Consider the following 26,714-nt stretch of genomic DNA (forward strand, 5'->3'; position numbering starts at 1 on the left):
AGGATGCACTATCACGCGCCCGAGACACTGGACGATGCCCTGGCCCACCTGACCACCGGCAACGTGACCATCGTGGCGGGGGGCACAGATGTTTATCCCACGCGCGGCGCGGCGCCGCTGAAACGCGACCTGCTCGATATAACCCGCATCGCGGGCCTGACCGGCATCACCCACGGCACCGGTGGCTGGCGCATCGGCGCCGCCACCACCTGGACCCGGATCGCCCGCACCGACCTGCCCGCTGCGTTCGCCGGGCTGCAAGCCGCCGCGCGCGAGGTGGGTAGCATCCAGATCCAGAACGCGGGCACCATCGCGGGCAATCTCTGCAACGCTTCGCCCGCCGCCGATGGCGTGCCACCGCTCTTGACACTCGATGCGCAGGTGGAACTGGCCTCGCTCGACCGCCGTCGGCTGCTGCCGCTGTCCGAGTTCCTGACCGGCGTCCGCCGCACCGCGCTGCAACCGGCCGAGATGGTCACCGCCATCCTGCTGCCCGATCCGCCCGCCCATGCGGCGGGTGCCTTCGACAAGCTCGGCAGCCGCCGCTATCTGGTGATCTCCATCGCCATGGTCGCGGTTGTCATCGGGCGCGACGCCAGCGGCCGGATCGACCATGCGCGCGTCGCGGTCGGCTCCTGTTCACCCGTCGCACAACGCCTGACCGAGCTGGAGGCCGACCTGATCGGCCAGTGCCTCGGAGACATCCGCGTCACCCCCGCGCATCTCACCCCGCTCTCGCCCATCGACGACGTGCGCGGCAGCGCCGGATACCGGCTGGACGCGGTGGCCGAACAGATCACCCGCGCCATCCGCGCCGCAGGAGGACAGTGATGGACCGTCCCTTGTCCACAACAACGGATTTCACCCTGAACGGCGCGCCCGCGCGCGCCACCCCGCAACCGGGCGAACGCCTGTCGCGGATGCTGCGCGAGCGTTGCGGCGCGCGCGAGGTCAAGGTGGGCTGCGACGCGGGCGACTGCGGCGCCTGTACCGTGCTGGTCGACGGCGCCCCGGTCTGCGCCTGCCTGACGCCCGCGCATCAGGTGGCGGGCCGCCGGGTGGATACGCTCAAGGGGCTGGCCTCCGACCCGGTGGCGCAGAAGCTCAGCGACAGTTTCCTCGCCCATGGCGCGGCGCAGTGCGGCATCTGCACGCCCGGCATGATGGTGGCGGCCACCGCGCTGTTGCGGGAAACGCCCGCCCCGACCGAGACACAGGTTCAGGATGCACTTGGCGGCGTGCTGTGCCGTTGCACCGGCTATCGCAAGATCATCCAGGCGGTGATGCAGGCGGGCGCATCTCTGCCCGTCGCCCCTGCGGACGACGGGCATTCCGGCGCCGCCATCCCCCGGCTCGACGGCGCGGGCAAGGTGGCGGGAACCGAGGCCTATGGCGACGATGTCGCCCCCATGGGCACGCTGGAGATCCTGCTGGTGGGCGCGCCCTACCCCCGCGCGGGCTTCACGCTGGGCGATATCGAGAGCTGGCACAGCGCCAATCCCGGCGTGGTGGCGGTGCTGACCGCCGCCGACGTTCCGGGCCGCAACCGGTTCGGCGTGATGCCGGGGTTCGAGGATCAGCCGGTGTTTGCCGAAACCGAAACCCGGTTTCGCGGCGAACCCGTCGCCGCCATCGTCGCCCCGCCCGATGTGGCCGCAACGCTCGACCTCACCCTCTTTCCAGTGACATGGACCCGCCTCGACGCGGTGGAAAACGTCGCGGACGCCACCGCCCCCGGCGCACCCCTGCTGGACCCGGACCGCGCGGGCAATGTCATGGTCACCGGATTTGTCGCCTGCGGCGATGCCGAGGCGGCGCTTGCTGCCTCGGACGTGGTGGTCGAGGGGCGCTATGCCACCCCCTTTGTCGAACATGCCTATATCGAGCCCGAGGCGGGCTATGCCTATCTGGACGGCGACAAGGTCGTGGTCCACGCCTGCACCCAGGCCCCGGTGCTGGACCGCGACGGGCTCCAGATGGTGCTGGGCTGCGGCCCTGATCGCATCCGCATCATCCCCACCGGCGTCGGCGGCGGTTTCGGCTCGAAACTCGACATGTCGGTGCAGCCCTATCTGGCGATAGCGACGCTGAGAACGGGTCAGCCGGTGCGGCTGGCCTATAGCCGGGTGCAGTCTATGCAGATGAGCACCAAGCGCCACCCCTCCGAGCTGCACCTGCGCATCGGCGCCACGGCCGACGGGCGGCTCAAGGGGTTCAGCCTGCAAGGCCGGTTCAACACCGGCGCCTATGCCAGCTGGGGCCCGACCGTGGCCAACCGGGTGCCGGTGCATGGCTCCGGCCCCTATTTCATCCGCGATTACCGGGCCGAGGCGCAGGGTATCCACACCCATTGCCCTCCGTCCGGCGCTTTCCGCGGCTTTGGCGTGCCACAGGCCGCCATAGCCCAGGAAACCCTCTTCGACGAACTGGCCGGGAAACTGGGGCTGGACCCTCTGGAGTTCCGCCTGAAAAACGCGCTGAATACCGGCCAGCCCACTGTCTGCGGCCAGGTGTTCACCCAGGGCGTCGGCATCCGCGCTTGTTTGCAGGCGCTGAAACCCGACTGGGCCCGCGAACGCGCCGCGGCCGAGGCATTCAACGCCGAAAACACGGTCCTGAAACACGGCGTCGGCATCGCCGCGGGCTGGTATGGCTGCGGCAATACCTCGCTGCCCAACCCTTCGACCATCAAATGCGGCATCCGCGCCAATGGCACACTCGTGCTGCATCAGGGCGCGATGGATATCGGCCAGGGCGCCAATACCGTCATCACCCAGCTTTTCGCCACCGCGCTTGGTATCCCGACCCACCGGATCGAGCTGATCGGCCCCGATACCGACCTGACCCCGGATGCCGGCAAGACCTCGGCCTCGCGCCAGACCTTTGTGACCGGCAATGCGGCAAGGCTGGCAGGCGCCGCCCTGCGCGCCGCGATCCTAACCCGCGTCAATGCCGGGCCAGAGGCGACCTTGACGCTTGAACAGGGCCGGATCCATGTCACCGAAGCGGACCGCGCCCATGTGATCGACCTTTCCGACCTGCCCGTCGACGCCGACGGCTATGTCCTTGGCGCCTCCGAAACCTATGACCCGCCCACCAAACCGCTCGACAAAAACGGCCAGGGCGTGCCTTACGCCCAGTTCGGCTATGCCGCCCATCTGGCGGTGGTCGAGGTCGACACAAGGCTGGGCACCCTCCGCCCGCTCCGCTTCACCGCCGCCCATGACGTGGGCCACGCCGTCAACCCCGCCCTGGTCGAGGGCCAGGTTGAGGGCGGCATCGCCCAGGGTCTCGGCATGGCGCTGATGGAGGAATATATCCCCGGTCGCACCGACAACCTGCACGACTACCTGATCCCCACCATCGGCGACGTGCCTCCGATCGAAACCCTGATCATCGAGGACCCCGACGAACACGGCCCCTATGGTGCCAAGGGCTTGGGCGAACACGCCCTGATCCCCACCGCTCCCGCGCTGCTGAACGCGATCCGCCACGCCACCGGCGTTTCGATCCGCCAGACCCCCGTCACCCCCGCCCGCCTGCGCACCGCGCTGAAGGAAGCCGGACATGACTGACCGTATCCGCCCCGAAAAGATCCGCTGCGACGCCTGCCCGGTGCTCTGCTATATCGCCGATGGCAAATCCGGCGCCTGCGACCGCTATGCCAACCATGGCGGCGAGCTGGTCCGCCTGGATGCGCTCACCGTGATCGAAAGCGGCAGCACCCGCGTCGTGCCTTTCCTCAAGGATGCGCAGACAGGCGATGACTGGGACGGCAACATCGTCCAGCAGAACCGCGCCTTTGTCACCGCCGTTGGCGCTGGCACCACCTATCCCGATTACAAACCCGCCCCCTTCATCGTCAGTCAAGAGGTCGAGGGAGTCGACATGGTCACCGTGGTGACCGAAGGCATCTTCTCCTATTGCGGCGTCAAGGTGAAGATCGACACCGACCGCCATATCGGCCACGAACGCGACGTGGTGCGGGTCGATGGCGAACCCATCGGTCATGTGATGACCAGCGAATACGGCTCCAAGATGCTGTCGCTGGGCGGCGTCGAGCACCTGACCGGCGGCTCCAAGAAAGAGGGCCGCGTCACCTGTGACGCGCTCCTGCGCCTGTGCAATTGCGAAGCGGTCGAGATGGTGATCGGCGAGCCGGGCCATGAAACCACGCTGATCGTGCAGGCAGGCCGCGCCCCCATCATCAACGGGGTCGAGGAAAAGCTGATGCGCGTCGGCTGCGGGTCCGCCGCCATCGGCATGTTCGCCAAGCAATGGCTGGGCCATGCCGATGACGTGGTGGTGGTCGACGACCACATCACCGGCGTGCTCAGCGAGCATCAGGCGGGCAAGATGCTCGACGTGCCGCCCACCGGCATCCGCATCAAGGGCCGCCGCTCCACCCCGGGCCGCTATTTCCAGGTGGCCGATCCAGGCACCGGCTGGGGCGGCACCGATGTCGAGGACCCGCTGGTCATTCTCGACAAGTTCAAGCCAGACGTGGCCTGGCCCGGCCTGCGGCTGATGATGGTCTCCACCACGGGCGAGCAATTCGCCTATTACGAGCTGGACGCCGATCTGGTGCCGCAGCCGGTTCCGATCCCCGAAAAACTACGCGCCTCAGCCGAGTTGATCGCGGAAAACTGCGAACCCTCGGTCTGTTCGGTTCTGTTCATGGGCGGCGCGGGCGGCTCCTTGCGCGCAGGCGTGACAGAGAACCCGGTGCGCCTCACCAAATCGGTGAAATCCTCTCTCACCCATGTCTCCTGCGGCGGGGCGGCGGCCTATGTCTGGCCCGGCGGCGGCATCACCGTGATGGTGGACGTGACCGAGATGCCCTCGAACTCTTTCGGCTATGTGCCCACGCCCGCGCTGGTGGCGCCCATCGAGTTTACCATGCGGGTCAGCGATTACGGCACGCTCGGCGGGCATGTCAGCGAGATCAAACCGGTGGCGCAAGTGGTCTCGGAACGCGACCGCAAGCTGGCCAGGCGCGAGAAACAGCCCGACCCCAACGCGCGCGAGAACTACCGCTGGTCTCGGGGAGATGCCGGATGACCGGAGCCGCAGCCGCCCTCTTGCCCGATGGCAAACGGCTGCATTTGCAGCACGGGCCCATTGACCTGATCGTCGGGGCCGAGGGCGGACCGCGCGCGCGCGAGGCGGCGTTTGCCGCCGCGACCGCGCGATTTGCAACGGTGCTGGAGGAACTGGTCAGTGAACTGCCGCTCCTGAAAACCGAACTTGTACCTGACGCGCCCCTGCCCCTTGGTCCGGTTGCGCTGCGCATGGACGCCGCCTGCCGCCCGCTGTTGGCTTTGCGCCTCACCCGAATGGCCGCCGTTGCCGGGGCTGTCGCCGACGAGGTGCTGGCCGCAATGCTCTCCTCCACGCCGCTGACCCGTGCCTATGTGAACAACGGCGGCGACATCGCGCTGCACCTGTCAGGCGACGCCCGATTCACCCTCGCCATGGCCACGCCCGACGGGCGCGACCTTGGCCGCATCTCGGTCGGTGCCACCGACGGGGTCGGCGGCATCGCCACCTCGGGTCTGGGCGGACGCAGCCTCAGCCTCGGCATTGCCGAGAGCGTCACGGTACTCGCCCGCAGCGCCGCCGCCGCCGACGCGTCGGCAACGCTCATCGCCAATGCGACCGACCTGCCCGGCCACCCGGCGATCCACCGCGCACCTGCCAACACGGTGAAGGACGACAGCGATCTGGGCGACAGGCTGGTGGTCACGAACTGCGGTCCGCTCACCGAAAGTGAGGCGGAAACCGCTGTACAAAACGGTCAATCGCTGGCCGAATCCCTGTACAAAACGGACAGAATCCATGCCGCCCACCTGTACCTGCGCGGATACACCGCCACGGCGGGCGCGCGGCAACCGATAGCCCCAATTCACCGGGAGACCCTTGAACATGCCTGACGTCATTGTGCGCAAGACCGTGTCTGCGCTGGAGGAAATCTATCACGAAGGCGGGCCGGTGGCGGAAACGCCGCTGCGCCGGGCTTCGGTCATGACGATCATCAAGAACCCGTTCGCCGGGCGTTATGTTGTTGATATCCAACCCTTTATGGAAGACCTGAAACCGCTGGGCCTGAGCATGGCGCAGCAACTCCTGGACATGCTGGGCGGCCCCGACAACATCCAGGGCTATGGCAAGGGCGCCCTGATCGGCGAGGCGGGTGAGCTGGAACACGGCGCGCTCTGGCACGCACCGGGTGGCTACGCCATGCGGCAGCTGCTGGGCAAGGCCAACGCGATCGTCCCTTCTGCCAAGAAAGTCAGTGGCTTAGGGGCACGGCTCGACGTCCCGATCACCCATATCAACGCGGCCTATGTGCGCAGTCATTTCGACAGTATGGAGGTCGGCTGCAACGACGCGCCGCGCGCCGACGAGATGGCGCTGATGCTGGTCATGACCACCGGCCCACGGGTGCATTCACGCTCGGGCGGGCTCGAGGCCTGGCAGATCAAGGGAGAGGACGGACTGAGATGACCAAGATCCGCAAGATCGCTGTAATCATTGAAGAAACCCGGATCGAAGCGGGCCGCCAGATCGACCCGCCCACCCGCAAGGCGGTGGCCGTAGCGGTGATCGAGAACCCGTTTGCCGGGCGCTATGTCGATGACCTGACAGAGCTGATGGACACCGGCGCCGAGCTTGGCGCGCTGTTGGGCGAACGCTGCGTTCAGGCGCTGGGGATCCGCCCGGAACAGGCTGAAAGCTATGGAAAATCCGCCATGGTCGGCGAGAATGGCGAGCTGGAACACGCCGCCGCCATCCTGCACCCAAAGCTGGGCGCGCCCCTGCGCAAGGCGGTGGAAAAAGGCGCGGCGCTGGTGCCCTCGTCCAAGAAGATGGGCAGCCCTGGACAGGTGCTGGATGTGCCGCTGGGCCACAAGGACGCGGCCTATGTCCGCAGCCATTTCGACGGGATCGAAGTGCGTCTGAACGATGCGCCGCGCGCCAATGAAATCATGGTCGCGGTGGCCGTGACCGACAGCGGCCGACCCCTGCCACGCGTCGGCGGTCTGACCCATGCCGAGGCCGAAGGCAAGGATGGGTTGCGCTAACATACTGAAACCAATTTACTTTCATCGATCAAACTTGCAGAAGTCGGAGCAACCGGCCGCACTTATCAGATCAACAGGAGGACTGAAATGACACTGATCAGACGTACCGTTCTGGGCGCTCTGGCCGCATTGCCGCTGGCGGCACTGTCGCCACAACTGGCCCGCGCCGCCGAAACCATCGTGCTGGGCGAGGTGAACAGCTATACCCGCCTGCCCGCCTTTACCGAGCCCTACAAGAAGGGCTGGGAACTGGCCATTGAACAGATCAACGCCGGTGGCGGCGTGCTGGGCAAGGAGCTGGTCGTGGTCAGCCGCGACGACACCGGCGACCCGGCCACCGCCATCCGCATCGCCGAAGAACTGATCGCCAAGGAAGGCGCGGTGATGATCTTTGGCACTTTCCTGTCCAATATCGGGCTGGCGGTGTCGGATTTCGCCAAGCAGAAACAGGTGCTGTTCCTGGCCTCGGAACCGCTGTCCGATGCCATCGTCTGGTCCAAGGGCAACAAGTACACCTATCGCCTGCGGCCCTCGACCCATATGCAGGCCGCGATGCTGGCCGAACAGGCGGCCAAGCTGGAAGCGGTGAAATGGGCCACCGTGGCGCCCAACTATGCCTATGGTCAGGACGCGGTCGCGGCCTTCAAGGCGGAATTGACGCGCCTGCGCCCCGATGTGGAATTTGTAGAGGAACAGTGGCCGCCTGTCTTCAAGATCGACGCCGGCCCCACCGTGCGTGCGCTTGAGGCGGCCAAGCCCGATGCGATCTACAACGTGACCTTCGGCGGCGACCTGGCCAAGTTCGTGCGCGAAGGCTCGTTGCGTTACCTGTTCGACGACCGCCCTGTGGTATCGCTCTTGACCGGCGAGCCGGAATACCTGGAGCCGCTTCAGGGCGAGACGCCTAATGGCTGGATCGTCACCGGCTACCCCTCGACCGACATCGACACGCCGGAGCACAAGGCATTCGCCGAGGCCTATATGGCCAAGTTCGACGAGGCGCCCAAGACCGGCTCGATCGTGGGCTATAACTCGGTCCTGTCGATTGCGGCGGCGATCACCAAGGCAGGCTCGACCGACACCGACGCCCTGCTCGCCGCGATGGAAGGTCTGGAAGTGACCAGCAGCCCGACCGGCCCGTTCATGTTCCGCGCCGCCGACCACCAATCGACCATGGGCGCCTATGTGGGCAAGACCGCGCTGGTCGATGGCCAGCCCAAGATGGTGGATTGGACCTATGCTGATGGCGCGACCTATCTGCCGTCGGAGGAAGAGGCAGCCAAGCTGCGCCCGGCGGAATAACGCCCTGAAACCCGAGGGGCCACGCGCCCCTCGGGACCCTGACCTGACCAGAGGAAGACCGGCCTGATGGGCTTTTATCTCGCACAATTGCTGACGGGACTGGCGAACGCGTCCTCGCTGTTCCTGATCGCGTCGGGCCTGTCGATCATCTTCGGCGTGACCCGGATCGTGAATTTCGCCCATGGCTCGTTCTACATGCTGGGGGCCTATCTGGCCTATACGCTGGTCACCACGCTTCAGGGCGGCATACCGGGCTACTGGTTCAGCGTGCTGGCGGCGGCGGTGCTGGTAGGCGGCATCGGGCTGGTGGTCGAGATGACGATCCTGCGCCGCATCTACCGGGCGCCGGAACTGTTCCAGCTGGTCGCCACGTTTGGCGTCGTGCTGATTGTACAAGACGCGACGCTGGCGATCTGGGGGGCCGAGGACCTGTTGGGTCCACGCGCGCCCGGCCTCGACCGCGCGGTGCGCCTGATGGGTGAACCGATCCCCGAATACGACCTTGCCCTGATCGCCATCGGCCCCGCCGTGCTGGCGGCGATCTGGCTGGTATTCCACCGCACCCGCTGGGGCGTGCTGGTGCGCGCGGCCACGCAAGACCGCGAGATGGTGGGCGCCTTGGGCGTCAATCAGGCCTGGCTGTTCTCGGCCGCCTTCGTGCTGGGCTCGGCCCTGGCCGGGCTGGGTGGCGCATTGCAAATCCCGCGCGAGGCGGTGTCGCTGCAAATGGACCTGTCGATCATCGGCGAGGCCTTTGTGGTGGTGGTGATCGGCGGCATGGGCAGCGTCACGGGCGCCTTTGTCGCCGCTGTGCTGATCTCGGTCCTCAATGCCTTTGCCATCCTGATCTTTCCGCAGGTCTCCATCGTGCTGCCCTTTGTCGTGATGGCGGCGGTGCTTATCGTGCGGCCCTATGGGCTGTTCGGCCGCCCCGGCAGCGAGCATGGCGGCGCGGAAGAGCCGGAACAGCCGCTGCGCCTGCTCGACCAGAGATCGACCATGGTGCTGCTGGCGCTGGTGGCGATGCTCGCTTTCAGCCCGGCGGTTGTGTCGGATTTCACCACCATCCTGCTGGTCGATGTCATGGTGGCGACCCTCTTTGCGGTGTCCCTGCATTTCATGATGGGCATCGGCGGCATGGTCAGTTTCGGGCATGCGGCCTATTTCGGCGTCGGCGCCTATGCCGCCGCGATGGCGGTCAAGATGCTGGGCTGGGGCATGTTGCCCGCCATGGCGCTGGGGCCGGTGGCGGCGGCGCTGGCGGCGCTCTTCTTTGGCTGGTTCTGCGTACGCCTGTCCGGCGTCTACCTCGCCATGCTGACCATGGCTGCGGCACAGATCCTGTGGGGCGTCACCTTTCAGTGGCAGGATGTCACCGGCGGTGACGACGGCATTCTGGGCGTCTGGCCCGCCGAATGGGCCTCGTCCGACCGGGTCTATTTCTATCTGGCGCTGGTCTTGTGCCTGGGCGGGATCTGGCTGCTGAGGCGCGTGGCGCATTCGCCCTTTGGCTATACCCTGCGCGGGGTGCGCGACAGCCGTATCCGGGCCGAGGCCATTGGCATCGACACAAGGTTTCATCAATGGATGGGCTTTACGCTGGCCGGAACGCTGGCGGGGCTGGCGGGCGTCGTGTTCGTGTTCTCCAAGGGCTCGGTCTTTCCCGACGCGCTCAGCATCGGGCACAGTATCGACGGGCTGATCATGGTCCTTCTGGGCGGCATCCATGCGCTGGCGGGGCCGGTCTATGGCGCCATGGCGATGGTGCTGATCGAGGATTGGGTCAGCCGGCTCGACTATTGGCGCTTCATCTTTGGCGGCATCATCCTGACCGTGGTCCTGCTGGCGCCTGACGGGATCGCGGGCGGGGTCCGGCGGCTGATCCAGCTGGTGCGGAGGGATGCGGCATGACCCCGGTTCTTGAGGTACGCGGCCTATCCAAGGCCTTTGGTGGGGTGCAGGCGGTCGACGATGTCAGCTTTGAGTTGCGACAGGGAGAGTTCCTCGCCCTGATCGGCCCCAATGGCGCGGGCAAGACCACCTGTTTCAACATGCTCAACGGCTATCTGCCGCCCAGCGCGGGTTCGGTCAAACTGAACGGGCGCGAGTTGATCGGCACCCCGCCGCGCCGGATCTGGCGGCTGGGGGTCGGGCGCACCTTTCAGATCACCGCGACCTTTTTGTCGATGACGGTGCGGGAGAATGTGCAGATGGCGCTGATCTCGCATCACCGCCAGGTCTATGACCTGTTTTCGCGGGCGACGCGGATGTATCTGGACGAGGCGATGGCGCTGCTCGATCTGGTGTCGATGCGCGAACAGGCGGACCGGCCCTGTTCGGAACTGGCCTATGGCGACTTGAAGCGGCTGGAACTGGCGATTGCGCTGGCGCATGAGCCGGCGCTCTTGTTGATGGACGAACCCACCGCCGGAATGGCCCCGTCCGAGCGCGTGGCGCTAATGGGGCTGACGGCGGATATTGTGGCACGCGGCAAGGTCTCGGTGGTCTTTACCGAACATGACATGGACGTGGTGTTCGCCCATGCCCACCGCATTCTGGTGCTCAATCGCGGCCGGTTGATCGCCGAAGGCACGGGTGCCGAAATCCGCTCTAACCCGCTGGTGCAAGAGGTCTATCTGGGCGGTGGTCGCCTGTTCGAGAAGGAGCGCGGCAATGCTTGAGATCGACGGCCTGACCGCCCGCTACGGGCGCGCGCAGATCCTGAACGGCGTGTCGCTGACACTGGGCGACAACGAGGTGGTGGCGCTCTTGGGTCGCAACGGTGCGGGCAAGTCCACCACGATGAAATCGGTGATGGGTCTGGTGCGCCAGACCGGCGGCAGCATTCGCCACGACGGGCAAGAGATCAGAGGACGAGCGTCCCACACCATCTGCCGTGCGGGCATCGGATACGTACCCGAAGACAGGCGCATCTTTGGGGAACTGACGGTAGAGGAAAACCTGGAAGTGGGCCGCCGCCCCGCCCGCGAGGGCGCCCCGCAATGGACCACCGAACATCTGTTCCAACTGTTCCCGAACCTCGCGGAACGGCGGCGCAACCTGGGCAAGCAACTGTCGGGCGGGGAACAACAGATGCTGACCATCGCGCGGACGCTGATGGGCAACCCCTCGCTGGTGCTGCTGGATGAACCCAGCGAAGGCATCGCCCCGGTAATCGTCGAGCAGATGGCCAACGTGATTTCAGAGCTCAAACGCGAGGGGCTGTCGGTGCTGATCTCGGAACAGAACCTGCATTTTGCGCGCGAGGTGTCGGACCGGGCCTATATCATCGAAAAGGGGACGATGCGGTACGAGGGGAAGTTTTCGGACCTGGATGCGAATCCAGAGATTTCAACCAAATACCTTGCCGTGTGACTGGCCATTGGGCGAGAGACGCGCACCTTTGCGGGCGCGGTACTGACCGGAGAGAAGAACAGATGGACGACAAGGCAGACCATGACAGCGGACCCTACCTGCTTGACGATCAGGTGGGCTACATCCTGCGTCTGGCCAGCCAGCGCCACGCGGCGATCTTTCAGACTCATGCCGTCGAAGGGTTGACCGCCACCCAGTTCGCCGCGCTGGTCCGCCTGTCAGAGCATGGCAAATGTTCTCAAAACCGGCTGGGACGGCTGGCGGCGATGGATGTCGCCACCATCAAGGGCGTGGTCGACCGGCTGCGGCAAAAGGGGTTTACGCTGACAGAGCCCGACCCCGACGACAAGCGCCGGACGCTGATTTCGCTGTCGCCTGAAGGCGAAGCGCTGGTCGCGCGCATGAAAGAGGTGGGCGCGCGGATTACCGAAGAGACGCTGGCGCCGCTCAGCCCGGCCGAGCAGCGCAACCTGATCCGGCTCTTGCAGAAGATCTCATGACCGGGCGGGCTTCTTCGGCGAGGCCCGATCCAACACAAGTTCGGAACGCGAAAACCGGATCGGTGTGCGCAGCCCCGGCACGCCCTCGGGGTCGATCCGCATGCCGCGATGGGCGATCTGCGGGTCGGCCAGCGCCTCGGCCACCGAATTGATCGGCCCACCCGGTACGCCGCCCTTTTCCAGTGCTTCCAGAAGGTCGGCTTTGGTCCATTTCAGGCAGGCTGCGGTGAGCTGCTCGGTCATCTCTGTTCGATGTGCGACCCGGTCGGGATTGGTGGCAAAGCGTGGGTCATTGATCAGTTCGGCCACCCCGAGGATGGTGCAGAGCGTGCCATACTGCCGGTCATTGCCGCAGGCGATGATGATATGGCCATCGGCCACCGGAAACACCTGATAGGGCACGATATTGGGATGGGCATTGCCCAGCCGCGTCGGGCATTGCCCCGAAGCGAGAAAGTTCATCGCCTGGTTGGCCAGCACCCCGGTCATGCAGTCGAGCAGGCTGAGATCCACATGCTGGCCAAGGCCCGAGCGCTCGCGTTCGGCCAATGCCGCCTGAATGCCGATGACGCCGTAAAGCCCGGTAAAGATATCGGCAAAGGCAACGCCGATCTTTTGCGGCTCGCCCGCCGGATCGCCGGTCAGGTCCATGATGCCGCTCATGCCCTGGATCAGAAAGTCATAGCCCGCCCGATGAGCATAGGGGCCATCCTGTCCGAACCCGGTGACCGAGCAGTAGACAAGGCGCGGATTGACCTCTTTGACGCTGTCATAGTCGAGGCCGAATTTCTTAAGCCCGCCGACCTTGAAATTCTCGATCAGTACATCCGCCTCGCGGATCAGGTCGAGCAGTTTGTCGCGGTCCCCCGCATCCCCGAAATCCAGCGCGATCGAGGTCTTGCCCCGGTTGGCGCCATGGAAATAGGCGGCCGAGCGGTCGCCCTCGCGCTCGATGAAAGGGGGGCCCCATTTGCGGGTGTCGTCACCCTCGGGGCTTTCGATCTTGAGCACTTCGGCGCCCAAATCGGCCAGGGTCTGGCCAATCCACGGCCCCGCCAGAATACGGGCCAGTTCGACCACTTTCAGCCCTTGCAACGGTGCGCTCATATTTCCTGCCCTTTCCCTGCCGGTGACGTCAGGGCAGGTTCTGCCCTAGCTGACGATCCGGGGCAAGCGGGTTGCGGGCGGGGTATTGCGGCTGCGTTCACTGCGCACCACCCCGTCGATCACAGTCATGCCGACGCCGGGCAGGTTACCCAACTGCACCGATTCAAGAATGGTCTTGCCCGGCGCATGCTGCGCCTGATCCATCAGCACGAAATCGGCGGCATAGCCCCGTTCCAGCAGGCCGGTATCCAGCTCGCGCTGACGGGCGGTGTTGCCGTTGGCAAAGCAGAACGCGATCTCGGCCGGGACATTGCCCAGCGCCGACAGTATCGCCACCATCCGCAGGATGCCCAGCGGCTGCACGCCCGAGCCCGCAGGCCCATCGGTGCCCAGAATGATCCGGTCCATCTGCTTCAACTCGCGCGCGGTGTTCAGCGTCAAAAGCGCCGCGCGCTCGTTGCCGTTATGCACGATCTCAAGCCCGGCGGTGCAGCTTTCGCACAGGCACATGATCTGATCGTCCGGCAACGCCGAATGGCCGCCGTTGATATGGCCGATCACGTCAGTACCGGTTTCCAACACCATGTCGGCGTCTATCAGGCCCGATCCCGGGATCGAGGGGCCACCGGTATGAATGGTGGACTGGATGCCGTATTTGCGCGCCCAATCGACCATCTGACGAGCGGTCTTGCCGTCCTTGACGGTGCCCAGACCGACCTCGCCCAGCAGCTTCACCCCGGCATCAGCCAGTTCCTTGAAATCCTGCTCGACCATACCGTGCTCGATCACCGGGGCGCCGGCCATCACCTTGACACCCGAGGGGCGGAAATTCTCGTACCAGCGCTGTGCCGCGATCGCCATCGCCTTGAGGCCGACGATATCCTTGGGACGGCCCGGCATATGCACCTCGCCCGCAGAAATCAGCGTGGTCACGCCGCCATGCAGGGTGCTGTCGATCCAGTGGAGCTGCTGCTGGCGCGGGGTATAGTCGCCCACCACCGGGTGGACATGGCTGTCGATCAGGCCCGGCGCCAGGGCGACGCCATTGGCGTCGATCAGCGTGTCGGCGCCTTCGGTGTCCAGATCGGCCTCGTATCCCCAATCCGAGATCCGCCCGTCGATGGCGATGACGCAATCGCCGTCATAGATCGGCTCTTCCATCTTGCCCGACAGCAACAGGCCAATATTGGTAATCACAAGCTTGCCCGACATGGCGCCCTCCGCGAAACGAGAAACTCGTTAGCACGCTAACATAGTCGCGGATTCGGTCAAGCGCCGGTTGGGCGGCCTCAAGGATCAGGTGTTGAACAGGAAGTGCAGTACGTCGCCATCCTTGACGATGTAGCTTTTGCCTTCGGACCGCATCTTGCCAGCCTCTTTGGCGCCCTGCTCGCCGTTACAAGCGATATAGTCGTCATAGGCGATGGTTTCGGCGCGAATGAAGCCCTTTTCGAAATCACCATGGATCACCCCCGCGGCCTGCGGCGCAGCGGTGCCCTGACGGATGGTCCAGGCGCGCGCCTCTTTCGGGCCGACGGTGAAATAGGTTTCCAGGTGCAACAGCGCATAGCCCGCCTTGATCAGCCGGTCGAGTCCGGCCTCTTCCAACCCCATCTCTTCGAGGAACATGGCGGCTTCGTCATCTTCGAGCTGGCTGATTTCTTCCTCGATCTGGGCCGAGATGATCACGTGGCTGTTGCCCTGAGCGGCAGCCATTTCGGCGACGCGGGCTGAATGGGCGTTGCCCTCGGCCGCCTCGGCCTCGCCCACGTTGCAGACATAGAGCACCGGCTTGGTGGTCAACAGTTGCAGCATCTTCCACGCCTTTGCGTCTTCGTCGCTGACTTCGACCACGCGGGCGGGCTTGCCCTCTTCCAGCGCGGTTTGCGCCATGGCCAGCAGCCGGTCCTGCTGTTGCGCGTCCTTGTCATTGCCCTTGAGCTTGCGCACCAGATTGGCGCGACGCTTCTCGATACTTTCCAGATCGGCGAGCATCAATTCGGTCTCGATGGTCTCGGCATCGGCCACCGGGTCGACGCGGCCCTCGACATGGGTCACATCGCCATCCTCGAAACAGCGCAGCACATGGGCGATGGCGTCGACCTCGCGGATGTTGGCCAGGAACTGGTTGCCCAGCCCCTCGCCCTTGGAGGCGCCTTTGACCAGACCGGCGATGTCCACAAATGTCATGCGGGTCGGGATGATCTGTTTCGACTTGGCAATCGCGGCCAGCTTGTCCAGCCGGGCATCGGGCACGCCCACCTCGCCCACATTGGGCTCGATGGTGCAAAAGGGGAAGTTTGCCGCCTGCGCCGCTGCGGTGCGGGTCAATGCGTTGAACAGGGTCGATTTGCCCACGTTCGGCAGACCCACGATACCCATTTTGAAACCCATGACCGTCTCCTGATGCCATCCGACGGGGCCTTCTAGGCGGGAGCGGGCAAATGCGCAAGCCATGTGGCCAAACCACACGGCGGCGCGCTCACGAAACGTCGAGCAATCGTGAAACCTGGATGCCTTGCGGGTTTACAGGTCGGTACACCATTTGAGGGCGGAAGCAACATTCCCGATCGAAGGCCGCCATGAAATTTTTCGCACACATCGCTCTGCTGGCAACCTGCTGTGCCGCTCCGCTCCATGCGCAATCCCTGATCCTTGGAACGGGGTACGCAGATTTCCAATATGAACGGTCAGAGGATCAGGCCGTCCTGTCACTGGAGTACCAGCACAAGCCGTTCTGGGAACGCGGCCGATTCAGTGCCCGTTTGGCGGCAGCGGCCACACTTCACAGCAACGGCGATTTTCATCTGGGTGGGGGTGTTTCGGGAGAATATGCGTTTGATCGCAACTGGTTCATCGAGGCGAGCGTTCTACCCGGCGTCTACTTTGAAGGCGAAGACAGCAACACACTGGGCAGCCAGTTCGAGGTCCGCAGCCTTCTGGGCGTGGGCTATCGATTCAACAATGGTGATGCCGTGTCGCTGGCGATCACGCACAAGTCGAACGCCTCGGTGTCCGAGTTCAACCCCGGCGTCAACACGGTCCTGCTGCGGTTTCACCGCTCTTTCTGATCCGTCTCGCGGGTGTGGGATTGATTTTCCGAGCGGTTTTCTGCACATCGGGCCGATAGCAGAACGCAAGGACGCCCGATGACCCGTATCGATGCCAAATTCGCCGAGTTGAAAGCCCAAGGCAAAAAGGCCTTTGTCTCTTATGTGATGGCAGGGGATCCGGATTTCGATACCTCGCTGGAGCTGGTCAAGGGCCTGCCCGGCGCGGGTGTGGATATCATCGAACTGGGCCTGCCCTTTACCGACCCGATGGCGGACGGCCCGACCATCCAGCTGGCGGGTCAGCGGGCGCTGGATGGTGGCATGACCTTGCAGCGGACGCTGGATCTGGCGACCGAGTTCCGCAAGACCGATGACATCACTCCCATCGTGATGATGGGCTATTACAACCCGATCTACAGCCGCGGCGTCGACCGGTTCCTGGCAGATGCCAAGGCCGCCGGGATCGACGGGCTGATCGTGGTGGACCTGCCGCCCGAGGAAGACGCCGAGTTGTGTCTGCCCGCACAGGCGGCCGGGCTGAACTTTATCCGTCTGGCGACGCCGACGACCGACGACAAGCGCCTGCCGCGCGTGCTGCAAAACACCTCGGGCTTTGTCTATTACGTGTCGATCACCGGGATCACCGGGTCGGCCGAGGCGCAGGCGACCGATGTCGGCCCCGAAGTAGCCAGGATCAAGGCTGCGACCGATCTGCCGGTGATCGTGGGGTTCGGCATCAACACGCCCGAGAAATCACGCGCCATCGCCAGCGTTGCCGACGGCGCCGTTGTCGGTTCGGCCATCGTGGCCCAAATCGGCGCGGGCAAGCCGGTGGCCGAGGTGCTGGCCTTTGTCAAAACCCTGGCGGACGGCGCGCACAGCGCCTGACCGTCAGGGCCGACGCCGTAGGATGTTGAAGCCCGAGTATTCGGCGACCTTCTGGCCATCCTGATTGTAGATCTCGCTGAGCACCGTGATCCGGCCCCGGTCGGGTCGCGATCGCGACGCCATGCTTTCGGTAACCGTCGCCACGACGCGCAGCATGTCGCCCGGGCGCACGGGCACCACCCACTTTACATCGGTCATACCCGGCGAACCCATCGAGGCCTCTGCCCAGAGGCCAGAGGCATACCAGCGCTCGAACGCGGTGACGAGCGTGTGCCAGCCGCTGGCGATGATGCCACCGAAGGGTCCGTCTTTGGCCGCCTCGGGGTCGATATGGAACGGCTGTGGGTCCCATTTGCGCGCGAAATCCATGATCTCTTCGCCGGTCATCTCCCAAGGCTCCGATTCGTAGCGGAAGCCAACGGGAAAATCCTCCCAATACTTTGTCATGCCACTTGCCCAAGCTTGATCGTCAGGGGCACAGTGTCGCGGTCGGGGCGGATTGCCAAGCGATGAAATGATTGGTAAACAAAACTAACCAATTTCGAGGAACTGCACATGGCCGTCATTACCAATATCGAAGACCTCAAGCGGATATACGAACGCCGCGTGCCGCGCATGTTCTACGACTATGCCGAGAGCGGCAGCTGGACCGAGCAGACCTTTCGCGAGAACTCTTCTGACTTCGACCTGATCCGCCTGCGCCAGCGGGTGGCGGTGGACATGTCGGGCCGCTCGACCGCCAGCCAGATGGTAGGACAGGACGTGGCGATGCCGGTGGCGCTGGCGCCCGTGGGGCTGACGGGCATGCAGCATGCGGATGGTGAGATCAAAGCCGCCCACGCCGCCAATGAATTTGGTGTGCCCTTTACGCTCTCGACCATGTCGATCAACTCGATCGAGGAGGTCGCCGAGGCCACGGGCCGCCCATTCTGGTTCCAGCTCTACACCATGCGCGACACCGACTATACCAGCCGTCTGATTCAGCGGGCCAAGGCCGCGAAATGCTCGGCATTGGTGATAACGCTTGACCTGCAAATCCTGGGCCAGCGCCACAAGGACCTGAAGAACGGCCTGTCCGCCCCGCCGAAACTGACACCCAGAACCATCGCCAACCTGATGACGAAATGGGCCTGGGGGATCGAGATGCTGGGCGCCAAGCGGCGCAACTTCGGCAATATCGTGGGCCATGTGCAGGGTGTGTCCGACACCGCCAACCTGGGTGCCTGGACGGCTGAACAGTTCGACCCGACGCTCGACTGGGGCAAGGTCGCCAAGCTGATGGAGCAATGGGACGGCAAGGTAATTCTGAAAGGCATCCTGGATGCCGAGGACGCCAAGATGGCAGTCAAGTTGGGCGCCGATGCTATCGTGGTGTCAAACCACGGTGGCCGGCAGCTTGATGGCGCGCTGAGTTCGATCCGGGTCCTGCCCGAAATCATGGACGCAGTGGGCGGCGATATCGAGGTGCATCTGGACAGCGGCATCCGCTCGGGTCAGGACGTGCTCAAGGCGCTGGCACTGGGGGCCAAGGGCACCATGATCGGGCGCGCCTTTGTCTATGGTCTGGGCGCCATGGGGCAAAAGGGTGTATCCACCGCGCTAGAGGTGATCCACAAGGAGCTGGACACCACCATGGCGCTGTGCGGCGAAAAGAACGTGGCCAATCTCGGCCGTCACAACCTGCTGGTGCCCGAAGATTTCGGCGGCCGCTGGGCCTGATCCGGCAATCAGGAGGAATTTGGGCAAATCCCCCCTTTCCTTTCGACGGGATCCGCTGTAAGAGCGCGGCTTCACGCGGGGCTACAGCCTTGGAGGAGCCCCGCCCTAACATTGGAGATACCAACATGGCTGGAGAGATTACTGATCTCGTAGCTCTGGAACGGACGGGGACAGGCAAGGGCGCCGCTCGTCAGGCGCGCCGCGACGGCATGGTTCCGGGGATCGTTTACGGTGGCGACAACGACCCGCTGCCGATCAACATCCCGTTCAACAGACTGCTGAAGATGCTGAAAGCAGGCCGTTTCAAGTCGCAGTTGTTCAACCTCAAGGTCGAAGGCCACGAAGACGTGCGCGTGATCTGCCGCAATGTGCAGCGCGATGTCGTCAAGGACCTGCCGACCCACCTGGACCTGATGCGCCTGCGCCGCACCAGCCGGATCAACCTGTTCATCCACGTTGATTTCATTAACCACGCAGCGGCACCCGGCATCAAGCGCGGTGGCGTTTTGACCGTGGTTCGTCCCGAAGTCGAACTGGAAGTTACCGCCGGTGACATTCCGGAAAAGATCACCGTGGACCTGACCGGCCTGAACATCGGCGATGTCGTCACCATCTCGATGGTCGACCTGCCCGAAGGCGTGAAGCCGACGATCGACCGCGACTTTGTGATCGCCAATATCTCGGCCCCGTCGGGTCTGGCCGCCTCTTCGGATGAAGAGGAAGGGCAAGACGAGGACGGCGAAACCGAGGAGTAATCTTCGCAGGCGTCAACAGAAACGAAGGCGGGGCATATGAGGCCCCGCCTTTTTCATTTGCCGTGCCCCGGCAACATCTGGCCTTTTTGGTTCACAGGCGGCAAGAAGAACCCACCACAGGCAAAGCAAGAGGCCCGACATGCGACTGTTCGTCGGACTGGGAAATCCGGGCGCAAAATATGCCCGCAACCGGCACAACATCGGCTTTATGGCCGTGGACCGGATTGCCGAGGACCACGGGTTCGCCCCCTGGAAAACAAAGTTCCAGGGGCAGATTTCCGAAGGTCGCCTGGGCACCGAGAAAGTTCTGCTTTTGAAGCCCGAGACATTCATGAACCGCTCTGGGCAGTCGGTGGGCGAGGCGATGCGGTTCTACAAGCTCGACAGCACCGATGTGACCGTGCTGCATGACGAACTGGACCTGGCACCGGGCAAGGTGCGGGTGAAGGCGGGCGGAGGTCATGCGGGCCATAACGGGCTGCGGTCGATCCACGACCATATCGGCGCGGCGTATGATCGTGTCAGGCTGGGTATCGGCCATCCCGGCCGCAAGGAAGCCGTCGCAGGCTACGTCCTGCACGATTTTGCCCGTGCCGACGAGGACTGGCTTGAAAACGTACTGCGCGGTATTTCGGACGGAGCGGCCGCCCTTGCCGCCGATGACGGCGCCCGGTTCATGAACGCCGTTGCCCTGCGCACCGCTCCGCCCAGATCCTCGACCGGAACAGAGCGGCAGACCGAGGCCAAGACCATCAAAGCGGAAGACCCAGGCCCCGCCCCCGTGGACAATCGCAGCCCGCTTCAGAAACTGGTCGACCGGTTCAAGTGACGGCTGCCGCCACGTAGGTGTTGCCGTATGGCGACGGCGTCGCCACTCTGTGCTGTAAAACGCGCGGGAGAAAACGATGAGAACATTCGGCAAATGGTTGGGGCGCATTCTGCTTGCACTGGTACTGGCGGCCGCTGTCGTCGGCTTCTGGAAGCGCGAGGAGATCACCCGGCTTCTGGCGGTGAACTCGCTGTTCTCCGCTGAAAAGATCGTCGATAACTTCTCGCATATGGACGCCGCGTTTCTGACCGCATCCGTACCGCGCGGGCCGCTGCCAACCTCTGATCTGCCTTTCGGGGAACCCTTTGAACTGCCGTCAGGCGGAGCAGACTGGATTGAGGATCGCGCAGTGACCTCTCTGCTGATCCTCAAGAACGGCCAGATCCGCTATGAGGAGTATTTTCTGGGCACCGGCCCGGACGATCGTCGGATCTCCTGGTCGATTGCCAAGAGTTACATATCGGCCTTGTTCGGGGTGTTGCTGGACGAGGGCGCCATCGCCTCGATCGACGATCCGGTTGTGAAATACGCCCCCCAGCTCAAGGGCAGCGCCTATGAGCCCGCGAGCATCCGCAACGTGCTGAACATGGCCAGCGGCGTCACCTTTGACGAGGATTATTTCGACAAGAATTCCGACATCAACCGGATGGGTCGGGTGGTGGCCTTGGGCGGCACGCTGGACGATTTCGCCGCCAGCTTTACCGAAAGTTTCGCCGCCCCGGGCGAGACCTGGCAATACGTCTCGATCGACACCCATGTGATCGGCATGGTGATCCGTGGCGCTACGGGGCGCAGCGTGACCGACTTGCTGGCGGAAAAGATCATCGCGCCGCTGGGGCTGGAACGCGACGGCTATTGCATCACCGACGGTGCTGGCGTCGCGTTTGTGCTGGGCGGGCTCAATTTCACCACCCGAGACTATGCCCGGTTCGGCCAGATGATCATTCAGAACGGCGCTTATGGCGGCAAACAGGTGGTGCCGGCGGATTGGCTCACCGCCTCGACCACCGCCAGCGCCCCGACGGCCCCAGACAAGATTGGCTATGGCTATCAATGGTGGATCCCGGTGGGTGCCGGTCCGGGCGAGTTCCTAGCCCGTGGCGTTTATGGCCAATACATCTATTTCGACCAGCCGCGCGGGGTTGTGATCGTCACCACCGGTGCTGATCGCGGCTTTCGCGGCAAGGGCGTGAACGAGGCCAACATAGAAATGTTCCGCAAGATCGCGGAAAACCTCTAGGATCGGATCATGATACCCGACCCGAGTCTCAATGTTCTGGGCGGGGCGCTGGCGTCCTGCTCGACCAATCCTGTTACCGGATTTTTCCGCGACGGGCATTGCAATACCTGCTTGCAGGATCGAGGCAGCCATACCGTCTGTGCGGTGATGACGGCCGAGTTTCTGGCCTATTCCAAATATGTGGGCAACGACCTGAGCACACCCCGGCCCGAGTTCGACTTTGCCGGGCTAAAACCCGGCGACCGCTGGTGCCTGTGTGCGGCTCGTTTCATGCAAGCCGCCGACGAGGGCTGCGGCCCGCAGGTGCATCTGGAGGCGACCCACAGACGCGCGCTGGAGGTTGTCCCGTTGGAGGTTCTGGAACGTCACGCGGTCCGGCGCGACTGATCCTTGTCCTTTTGCTCCGGCACCAGGTCACCCGCCATCAGATACTCGATGAACAGGCCCAGCAGCTGCGGCCGCCCCGACACGCCCGCCTTGCGATAGATCGCGTTGGTCTGCGCCTTGACTGTCCCTTCTGACGTATTGCGCAAAGCCCCGATTTCCTGAAGGCTGCACCCCTTTATCGCAAAGAGCGCCACGTCCCGTTCGGCCGCCGTCAGACCCCAGTCGTCGAACCTTTCATCCAGCAACTCCATGAACGCGCCCGATGCCGCGCGTAGCTTTGCCTCGGCCCGGCGCGCCCGGCGCCAGGTCCGGCTGAGCGCCAGCCAGCCCAGGACTACTCCTAGAAGCAGGCCAACCGCCGCCCCTATTTCCAGCAACTCGCGGGTCTGCCAACTGATCGGGGTGGTACGCAGCCCGATCACCGTCAGCAGAATATCGGACACGAAGAAGACGGCACACACCGTCTGCACCAGGGCTATCGCCAACAGGATCCCAGCGCCCTTCATGTGCTTTCCATCCGACCGTCGATGGTGTGTACTCGGTCAATCATCACCGTCACTGCCCGAGCCGCTGTTACCGTCATCACCGCCGTGACCGCTGTTCCCGCCGTCGTCGCCTCCGTCCTCGCCATCAGAGCCCGACCCGGAACTCGAATCCTCGCCACCTCGGCCACGACCACGCCCCCGGCCCTGGCCCCCGTCATCCTCTGTCTCGGTCTCAGTCTCCGTCTCGGTTTCCGACGACCGGTCGAGCAAACCCCCACCAGTGGAGGTTTTGCCACTCTGCCAGTAATCCCGCAAAATCTCGCCAGTGCGCGGATTGACGATGATCTCTCGCTGCTCGCCCGGCCGCCGCGCGACGATGCGCGCGCGTCCAAGCAGCGTTCGGCTGACCTCGATTGACCTGTAACCCTGCGCCCTGAGCTGCCGGGTGATGGCATCCGTCGCCGATTGCGCCTCGGCCGCACCGGCCCCGAGAGGCAACGCGAAAACCGACATGATAAAGCTTCTGCGATGCATTTGCTTACCCGGTCAACAATGCTCCTGCCCGGGTCAGGGCAGGAGCTGCGGCCAGCTTGCCGCTTCCAAGGGTCATGGCAACCCCCGGTCTGTCAATCATCGTCGCCTGGGCCGTCATCCCCATGCCCACCATGATCATCGCCCGCGTCATGACCCGGGCCATCATCGGCGCCACGCCCGCGCCCGCCGTGGTCATCCCCCGCTTCGTGGTCTGGACCGTCATCCGCCCCACGTCCGCGCCCGCCATGGTCATCCCCTGCATCGTGGTCCGGACCATCATCTGCTCCACCTCCACCATGGTCGTCACCCGCATCGTGACCCGGACCATCATCCGCGCCACGTCCACGACCCCGGCCGCGCCCGTCGTCCTCACGACTTGCAAGCGCAAAGCTCCCGACCGCGGTTTCCGCAGCCGCGGCGGTCAGGCCAGTTTGGTTAGGTGCAATCATGTCGGTCTGCACCACACTTGCCTCGGCCAGACCAACCAGCCCGCCGACAAGGATTGCCCCGGCCAAAATCGCAACCCTGGATGTCATCGTCTTTCGCATTTTATACCTCCGTCACCAATGCATGCCGTTGGAAACCAACCGGAAGAGGTCAGGCTGCACGCCTGGCGCGACGTTGAAATGGGTCTGCTGTTTAGAAAGGCAGCAACAGGGCGAACTGCAGGAAATAAACAAATGTTTTCATTTTTTATCAATGCGTTCGAAGAAAGTGCCTCCAAGAATACTGACCCTGAGAACGAAAACAGCGGCCCCAACAGCCGCTGTCGTAACCCTTTGGTTTATCCTGGCGGGGTCAAAACCGCTCGCCAATATGCGCCTGGAAAGCGCGACTCAGTCGTCCGCATCGCGCCCTTCGGTGTCGGACATGTCAAAGCCCAGGAACTTGGCCACGGTAAAGATGTCTTTGTCACCCCGGCCACACATGTTCATGATGATGATGTGATCCTTGGGCAATTCAGGTGCGATCTTCATTACATGAGCGAGGGCATGGCTGGGTTCAAGCGCCGGGATGATCCCCTCGGTCGCGCAGCAAAGCTGGAACGCCTCCAACGCTTCTTTATCGGTGATCGAAACGTATTTTGCGCGGCCGACCTCGTGCAGCCAAGAATGCTCGGGCCCGATACCTGGATAGTCGAGCCCCGCCGAGATCGAATACCCTTCGAGGATCTGACCATCGTCGTCCTGTAGCAGATAGGTCCGGTTGCCATGCAGCACGCCCGGGCGCCCACCGGTCAGCGAAGCGCAATGCTCCATCTTCTCGTTGACGCCCTTGCCGCCGGCTTCGACCCCAATGATGTTGACCGATTTGTCGTCAAGGAAGGGATAGAACAGGCCCATGGCGTTCGATCCACCACCGATGGCCGCGATGATGGTGTCAGGCAGACGGCCCTCGGCTTTCATCATCTGTTCCTTGGCTTCCTTGCCAATGATCGACTGGAAATCGCGCACCATCGCCGGATAGGGGTGCGGGCCCGCAACCGTGCCGATGCAGTAGAACGTGTCGCGGACATTGGTCACCCAGTCGCGCAGCGCGTCATTCATAGCATCCTTGAGCGTGCCCCGTCCCGAGGTGACCGGGATCACCTCGGCACCGAGCAAACGCATGCGGAACACGTTTGGCGCCTGGCGGCGCACGTCATGGGCACCCATGTAGACCACACATTTCAGGCCAAACTTGGCGCAGACCGTCGCGGTCGCCACACCATGCTGTCCAGCACCGGTTTCGGCGATGATCCGGGTCTTGCCCATTCGGCGCGCCAGGATGATCTGGCCCAGCACGTTGTTGATCTTGTGCGCGCCGGTATGGTTCAGCTCATCCCGCTTCATATAGACCTTGGCGCCGCCCAAATGTTCCGTCAGACGCTGGGCAAAATAGAGCGGCGATGGTCGACCCACATAATTGGCCCAGAGATCATCCATCTCCGCCCAAAAACTTGGGTCGGTCTTAGCCTTCTCGTATTCCTCTTCCAGCGACAAGATCAGCGGCATCAGTGTTTCGCTGACAAAGCGCCCTCCGAAAATGCCAAACCGGCCCTGTTCGTCAGGCCCGGACATAAAGGAATTGAAAAGGTCGTTGGCCATGGCGTGCTCCCTTGTATCGCGGTTCAGCACTAACGGGACAACGCTCAAAGGTAAAGCGGTCAGACTTTCATGAAAGCTTGTTCTGACGCGGTGATCAAGCGAACCGGTTCGGCATTGCAGAATACGTTCACCTGCCCGGCTTTATCGACAGGGGGAAAAGCCACGGCGCTTGATCTCGGTCAGAAACGCATCGCGCCCGACCCATCGTTCCATGTCGCGCACTTTGCGACGCACCACGCTGCCAGCGCGGGCCGATTTGGCAGTGAACAGATGGTCAAACCATTGTTCCGGGGTCTGGGGCGGCAAGGCGCAATTCAGACCGACACCCTGCGAGAATCTCGGCAAAAAAACGATTACTCTGCTTTTACAGCCGCTAGAAACGCCTGGATCAACCCAGAATCCTTGATCCCCGGTGCTGTCTCGACGCCAGAAGAGACGTCGACCTGTCGTGCCCCGGTCAGATGGATCGCCTCCGCAACATTCTCCGGGGTCAAGCCTCCGGCCAGCATCCAAGGCTTGCGCCAGTACTTCCGCCCGGCCAGCAAGCGCCAGTCAAAGGCCAGCCCGTTCCCGCCGGGCAACTCCGCCCCTCGGGGCGGTTTGGCGTCGATCAGCAACTGATCGGCAACGTCCGAATAGAGGTCGATCTGCGCCAGATCCGACGCCTCGGCAATTCCGATGGCTTTCATCACCGGCAGACCGTAGCGCGTCTTGATTTCCGTCACCCTGCCGGGTGTCTCCTTGCCGTGCAGTTGCAACATGTCCAGCGGTACCGAATCGACGATGGCGTCCAGTTCCGCGTCCGAGGCGTTCACCGTCAGTGCCACCTTGGCCACGCCGCCAGGAACGCCTACCGCCAGGTCGATCGCTCGGCGCAGATCCAGATGCCTTGGCGATTTGGGAAAAAACACAAAACCCACATAGCGCGCCCCGGCCTCAACCGCCGCGTCGACATGGGCGGGTTCGGACAACCCGCAGATCTTGACCGAGATGTCAGAAGGCATCCGTCGTCAGGCTACATCATCGAGAAGCGCCAGAATATCGTCCTTGTCGCCGCTCTGCTTCTGTTTCAGCGACTTCACCTCCCGCTCAAGCTTGCGCACTTCGCGGTGTTTGACATCCGCCGTGCGCCGATGCTTGTGCTCTCGCAGCCATTCCCAGACGAACCCGATGACGACACCGGCGGCGATGCCGCCGAGCACCACCAGAAACAGCGGCAATGTCAGTGCGAAGTTGAAGCCAAGCAGGTGGGCCAGATCCTCGGGCAGCAATTGCAATGTTACCACCTGGCGATTGGCCAGCGACACCGAAACCAGAATGATTCCAAGTGTTCCGAGAAAGGCGTAGCGAATGTAACGCATCATGAGT

General features: G+C 63.7%; 28 protein-coding genes. 18 read left to right on the forward strand and 10 right to left on the reverse strand.

The features are described 5' to 3' along the window. Window positions 1-3 precede the first annotated feature (3 nt). From OEZ49_RS07965 to OEZ49_RS08015, 11 genes are all read left to right on the forward strand, one after another. A complete protein-coding gene (locus tag OEZ49_RS07965; RefSeq protein ID WP_263387813.1) occupies window positions 4-831 on the forward strand; it encodes an FAD binding domain-containing protein in 828 nt (275 codons plus the stop codon). Continuing rightward, window positions 831-3,575 carry a molybdopterin-dependent oxidoreductase gene (locus tag OEZ49_RS07970; protein ID WP_263387814.1) on the forward strand — a complete coding sequence of 915 codons (2,745 nt, stop codon included), beginning with the start codon at window positions 831-833 and terminating at the stop codon, window positions 3,573-3,575. Before OEZ49_RS07965 ends, OEZ49_RS07970 begins: the two co-directional genes overlap by 1 nt. Further along, window positions 3,568-5,061, forward strand: a complete 1,494-nt coding sequence (locus OEZ49_RS07975; protein ID WP_263387815.1) for a 6-hydroxynicotinate reductase — start codon at window positions 3,568-3,570, stop codon at window positions 5,059-5,061. Before OEZ49_RS07970 ends, OEZ49_RS07975 begins: the two co-directional genes overlap by 8 nt. Beyond that, window positions 5,058-5,933, forward strand: coding sequence for a UPF0280 family protein (locus tag OEZ49_RS07980; protein WP_263387816.1), 876 nt, complete (start codon window positions 5,058-5,060; stop codon window positions 5,931-5,933). Before OEZ49_RS07975 ends, OEZ49_RS07980 begins: the two co-directional genes overlap by 4 nt. Next, window positions 5,926-6,507 carry an amino acid synthesis family protein gene (locus OEZ49_RS07985; protein ID WP_164128981.1) on the forward strand — a complete coding sequence of 194 codons (582 nt, stop codon included), beginning with the start codon at window positions 5,926-5,928 and terminating at the stop codon, window positions 6,505-6,507. Before OEZ49_RS07980 ends, OEZ49_RS07985 begins: the two co-directional genes overlap by 8 nt. Further along, on the forward strand, window positions 6,504-7,085 hold the full coding sequence (locus OEZ49_RS07990) for an amino acid synthesis family protein (RefSeq protein WP_263387817.1): 582 nt from the start codon (window positions 6,504-6,506) through the stop codon (window positions 7,083-7,085). Before OEZ49_RS07985 ends, OEZ49_RS07990 begins: the two co-directional genes overlap by 4 nt. 87 nt (window positions 7,086-7,172) lie before the next feature. Then, window positions 7,173-8,387, forward strand: a complete 1,215-nt coding sequence (locus OEZ49_RS07995) for an ABC transporter substrate-binding protein (RefSeq protein ID WP_263387818.1) — start codon at window positions 7,173-7,175, stop codon at window positions 8,385-8,387. A gap of 66 nt (window positions 8,388-8,453) precedes the next feature. Beyond that, a complete protein-coding gene (locus OEZ49_RS08000) occupies window positions 8,454-10,298 on the forward strand; it encodes an ABC transporter permease (protein WP_263387819.1) in 1,845 nt (614 codons plus the stop codon). Beyond that, window positions 10,295-11,068 carry an ABC transporter ATP-binding protein gene (locus OEZ49_RS08005; protein ID WP_263387820.1) on the forward strand — a complete coding sequence of 258 codons (774 nt, stop codon included), beginning with the start codon at window positions 10,295-10,297 and terminating at the stop codon, window positions 11,066-11,068. Before OEZ49_RS08000 ends, OEZ49_RS08005 begins: the two co-directional genes overlap by 4 nt. After that, on the forward strand, window positions 11,061-11,762 hold the full coding sequence (locus OEZ49_RS08010; RefSeq protein WP_164128986.1) for an ABC transporter ATP-binding protein: 702 nt from the start codon (window positions 11,061-11,063) through the stop codon (window positions 11,760-11,762). The genes OEZ49_RS08005 and OEZ49_RS08010 overlap by 8 nt, the downstream gene beginning before the upstream one ends. A gap of 62 nt (window positions 11,763-11,824) precedes the next feature. After that, window positions 11,825-12,262, forward strand: a complete 438-nt coding sequence (locus tag OEZ49_RS08015; RefSeq protein ID WP_263387821.1) for a MarR family winged helix-turn-helix transcriptional regulator — start codon at window positions 11,825-11,827, stop codon at window positions 12,260-12,262. On the opposite strand, the gene OEZ49_RS08020 is transcribed toward OEZ49_RS08015, so the two are convergent. The 3 genes from OEZ49_RS08020 to ychF all read right to left on the reverse strand — a co-directional run bounded on the left by OEZ49_RS08020 (window position 12,257) and on the right by ychF (window position 15,763). Further along, on the reverse strand, window positions 12,257-13,369 hold the full coding sequence (locus tag OEZ49_RS08020; RefSeq protein ID WP_263387822.1) for a CaiB/BaiF CoA transferase family protein: 1,113 nt from the start codon (window positions 13,367-13,369) through the stop codon (window positions 12,257-12,259). The genes OEZ49_RS08015 and OEZ49_RS08020 overlap by 6 nt on opposite strands. A gap of 45 nt (window positions 13,370-13,414) precedes the next feature. Then, window positions 13,415-14,581 (reverse strand): amidohydrolase family protein, encoded by a 1,167-nt coding sequence (locus OEZ49_RS08025; protein ID WP_263387823.1) that lies wholly within the window; start codon window positions 14,579-14,581, stop codon window positions 13,415-13,417. A gap of 84 nt (window positions 14,582-14,665) precedes the next feature. Next, window positions 14,666-15,763, reverse strand: coding sequence for a redox-regulated ATPase YchF (gene ychF / locus OEZ49_RS08030; RefSeq protein ID WP_164128989.1), 1,098 nt, complete (start codon window positions 15,761-15,763; stop codon window positions 14,666-14,668). 188 nt (window positions 15,764-15,951) lie between these two features. Between ychF and OEZ49_RS08035 the strand changes: the two genes are divergently transcribed. Both OEZ49_RS08035 and trpA read left to right on the forward strand, forming a co-directional pair. Further along, window positions 15,952-16,440, forward strand: a complete 489-nt coding sequence (locus OEZ49_RS08035; RefSeq protein ID WP_263387824.1) for an acyloxyacyl hydrolase — start codon at window positions 15,952-15,954, stop codon at window positions 16,438-16,440. A gap of 78 nt (window positions 16,441-16,518) precedes the next feature. Continuing rightward, window positions 16,519-17,310, forward strand: coding sequence for a tryptophan synthase subunit alpha (trpA, locus tag OEZ49_RS08040; RefSeq protein ID WP_263387825.1), 792 nt, complete (start codon window positions 16,519-16,521; stop codon window positions 17,308-17,310). A gap of 3 nt (window positions 17,311-17,313) precedes the next feature. On the opposite strand, the gene OEZ49_RS08045 is transcribed toward trpA, so the two are convergent. Next, window positions 17,314-17,757, reverse strand: a complete 444-nt coding sequence (locus OEZ49_RS08045) for a MaoC family dehydratase (protein ID WP_263387826.1) — start codon at window positions 17,755-17,757, stop codon at window positions 17,314-17,316. 108 nt (window positions 17,758-17,865) lie between these two features. On the opposite strand from OEZ49_RS08045, the gene OEZ49_RS08050 reads away from it, so the two are divergent. The 5 genes from OEZ49_RS08050 to OEZ49_RS08070 all read left to right on the forward strand — a co-directional run bounded on the left by OEZ49_RS08050 (window position 17,866) and on the right by OEZ49_RS08070 (window position 22,240). Further along, entirely contained in the window at window positions 17,866-19,029 is a 1,164-nt protein-coding gene (locus tag OEZ49_RS08050; RefSeq protein ID WP_263387827.1) for an alpha-hydroxy acid oxidase, read from the forward strand. 125 nt (window positions 19,030-19,154) lie between these two features. Further along, on the forward strand, window positions 19,155-19,784 hold the full coding sequence (locus tag OEZ49_RS08055; protein ID WP_263387828.1) for a 50S ribosomal protein L25/general stress protein Ctc: 630 nt from the start codon (window positions 19,155-19,157) through the stop codon (window positions 19,782-19,784). A gap of 139 nt (window positions 19,785-19,923) precedes the next feature. Next, the gene (gene pth, locus OEZ49_RS08060; protein ID WP_263387829.1) at window positions 19,924-20,613 is read left to right on the forward strand and encodes an aminoacyl-tRNA hydrolase; all 690 of its coding nucleotides are present in this window, start codon (window positions 19,924-19,926) and stop codon (window positions 20,611-20,613) included. A gap of 76 nt (window positions 20,614-20,689) precedes the next feature. Next, window positions 20,690-21,853, forward strand: a complete 1,164-nt coding sequence (locus OEZ49_RS08065) for a serine hydrolase domain-containing protein (protein ID WP_263387830.1) — start codon at window positions 20,690-20,692, stop codon at window positions 21,851-21,853. Between the two features lie 9 nt (window positions 21,854-21,862). Then, window positions 21,863-22,240, forward strand: coding sequence for a DUF2237 family protein (locus OEZ49_RS08070; RefSeq protein ID WP_263387831.1), 378 nt, complete (start codon window positions 21,863-21,865; stop codon window positions 22,238-22,240). Here the strand turns inward: OEZ49_RS08070 and OEZ49_RS08075 are convergent. From OEZ49_RS08075 to OEZ49_RS08105, 6 genes are all read right to left on the reverse strand, one after another. After that, entirely contained in the window at window positions 22,219-22,746 is a 528-nt protein-coding gene (locus OEZ49_RS08075) for a helix-turn-helix transcriptional regulator (RefSeq protein WP_263387832.1), read from the reverse strand. The two genes, OEZ49_RS08070 and OEZ49_RS08075, sit on opposite strands and share 22 nt — an antisense overlap. Window positions 22,747-22,782: 36 nt before the next feature. Further along, window positions 22,783-23,238, reverse strand: coding sequence for a hypothetical protein (locus tag OEZ49_RS08080; RefSeq protein ID WP_263387833.1), 456 nt, complete (start codon window positions 23,236-23,238; stop codon window positions 22,783-22,785). A gap of 25 nt (window positions 23,239-23,263) precedes the next feature. Further along, window positions 23,264-23,641 (reverse strand): hypothetical protein, encoded by a 378-nt coding sequence (locus OEZ49_RS08085; protein WP_263387834.1) that lies wholly within the window; start codon window positions 23,639-23,641, stop codon window positions 23,264-23,266. A gap of 454 nt (window positions 23,642-24,095) precedes the next feature. Continuing rightward, window positions 24,096-25,346 carry a tryptophan synthase subunit beta gene (trpB, locus tag OEZ49_RS08090; RefSeq protein WP_263387835.1) on the reverse strand — a complete coding sequence of 417 codons (1,251 nt, stop codon included), beginning with the start codon at window positions 25,344-25,346 and terminating at the stop codon, window positions 24,096-24,098. A gap of 353 nt (window positions 25,347-25,699) precedes the next feature. Then, a complete protein-coding gene (locus OEZ49_RS08100) occupies window positions 25,700-26,350 on the reverse strand; it encodes a phosphoribosylanthranilate isomerase (RefSeq protein WP_263387836.1) in 651 nt (216 codons plus the stop codon). Window positions 26,351-26,356: 6 nt separating this feature from the next. Continuing rightward, window positions 26,357-26,707, reverse strand: a complete 351-nt coding sequence (locus OEZ49_RS08105; RefSeq protein WP_263387882.1) for a LapA family protein — start codon at window positions 26,705-26,707, stop codon at window positions 26,357-26,359. Window positions 26,708-26,714 lie beyond the last annotated feature (7 nt).

It is taken from the genome of Ruegeria marisflavi, from assembly GCF_025673445.1.
Lineage (GTDB): Bacteria > Pseudomonadota > Alphaproteobacteria > Rhodobacterales > Rhodobacteraceae > Ruegeria_B > Ruegeria_B marisflavi.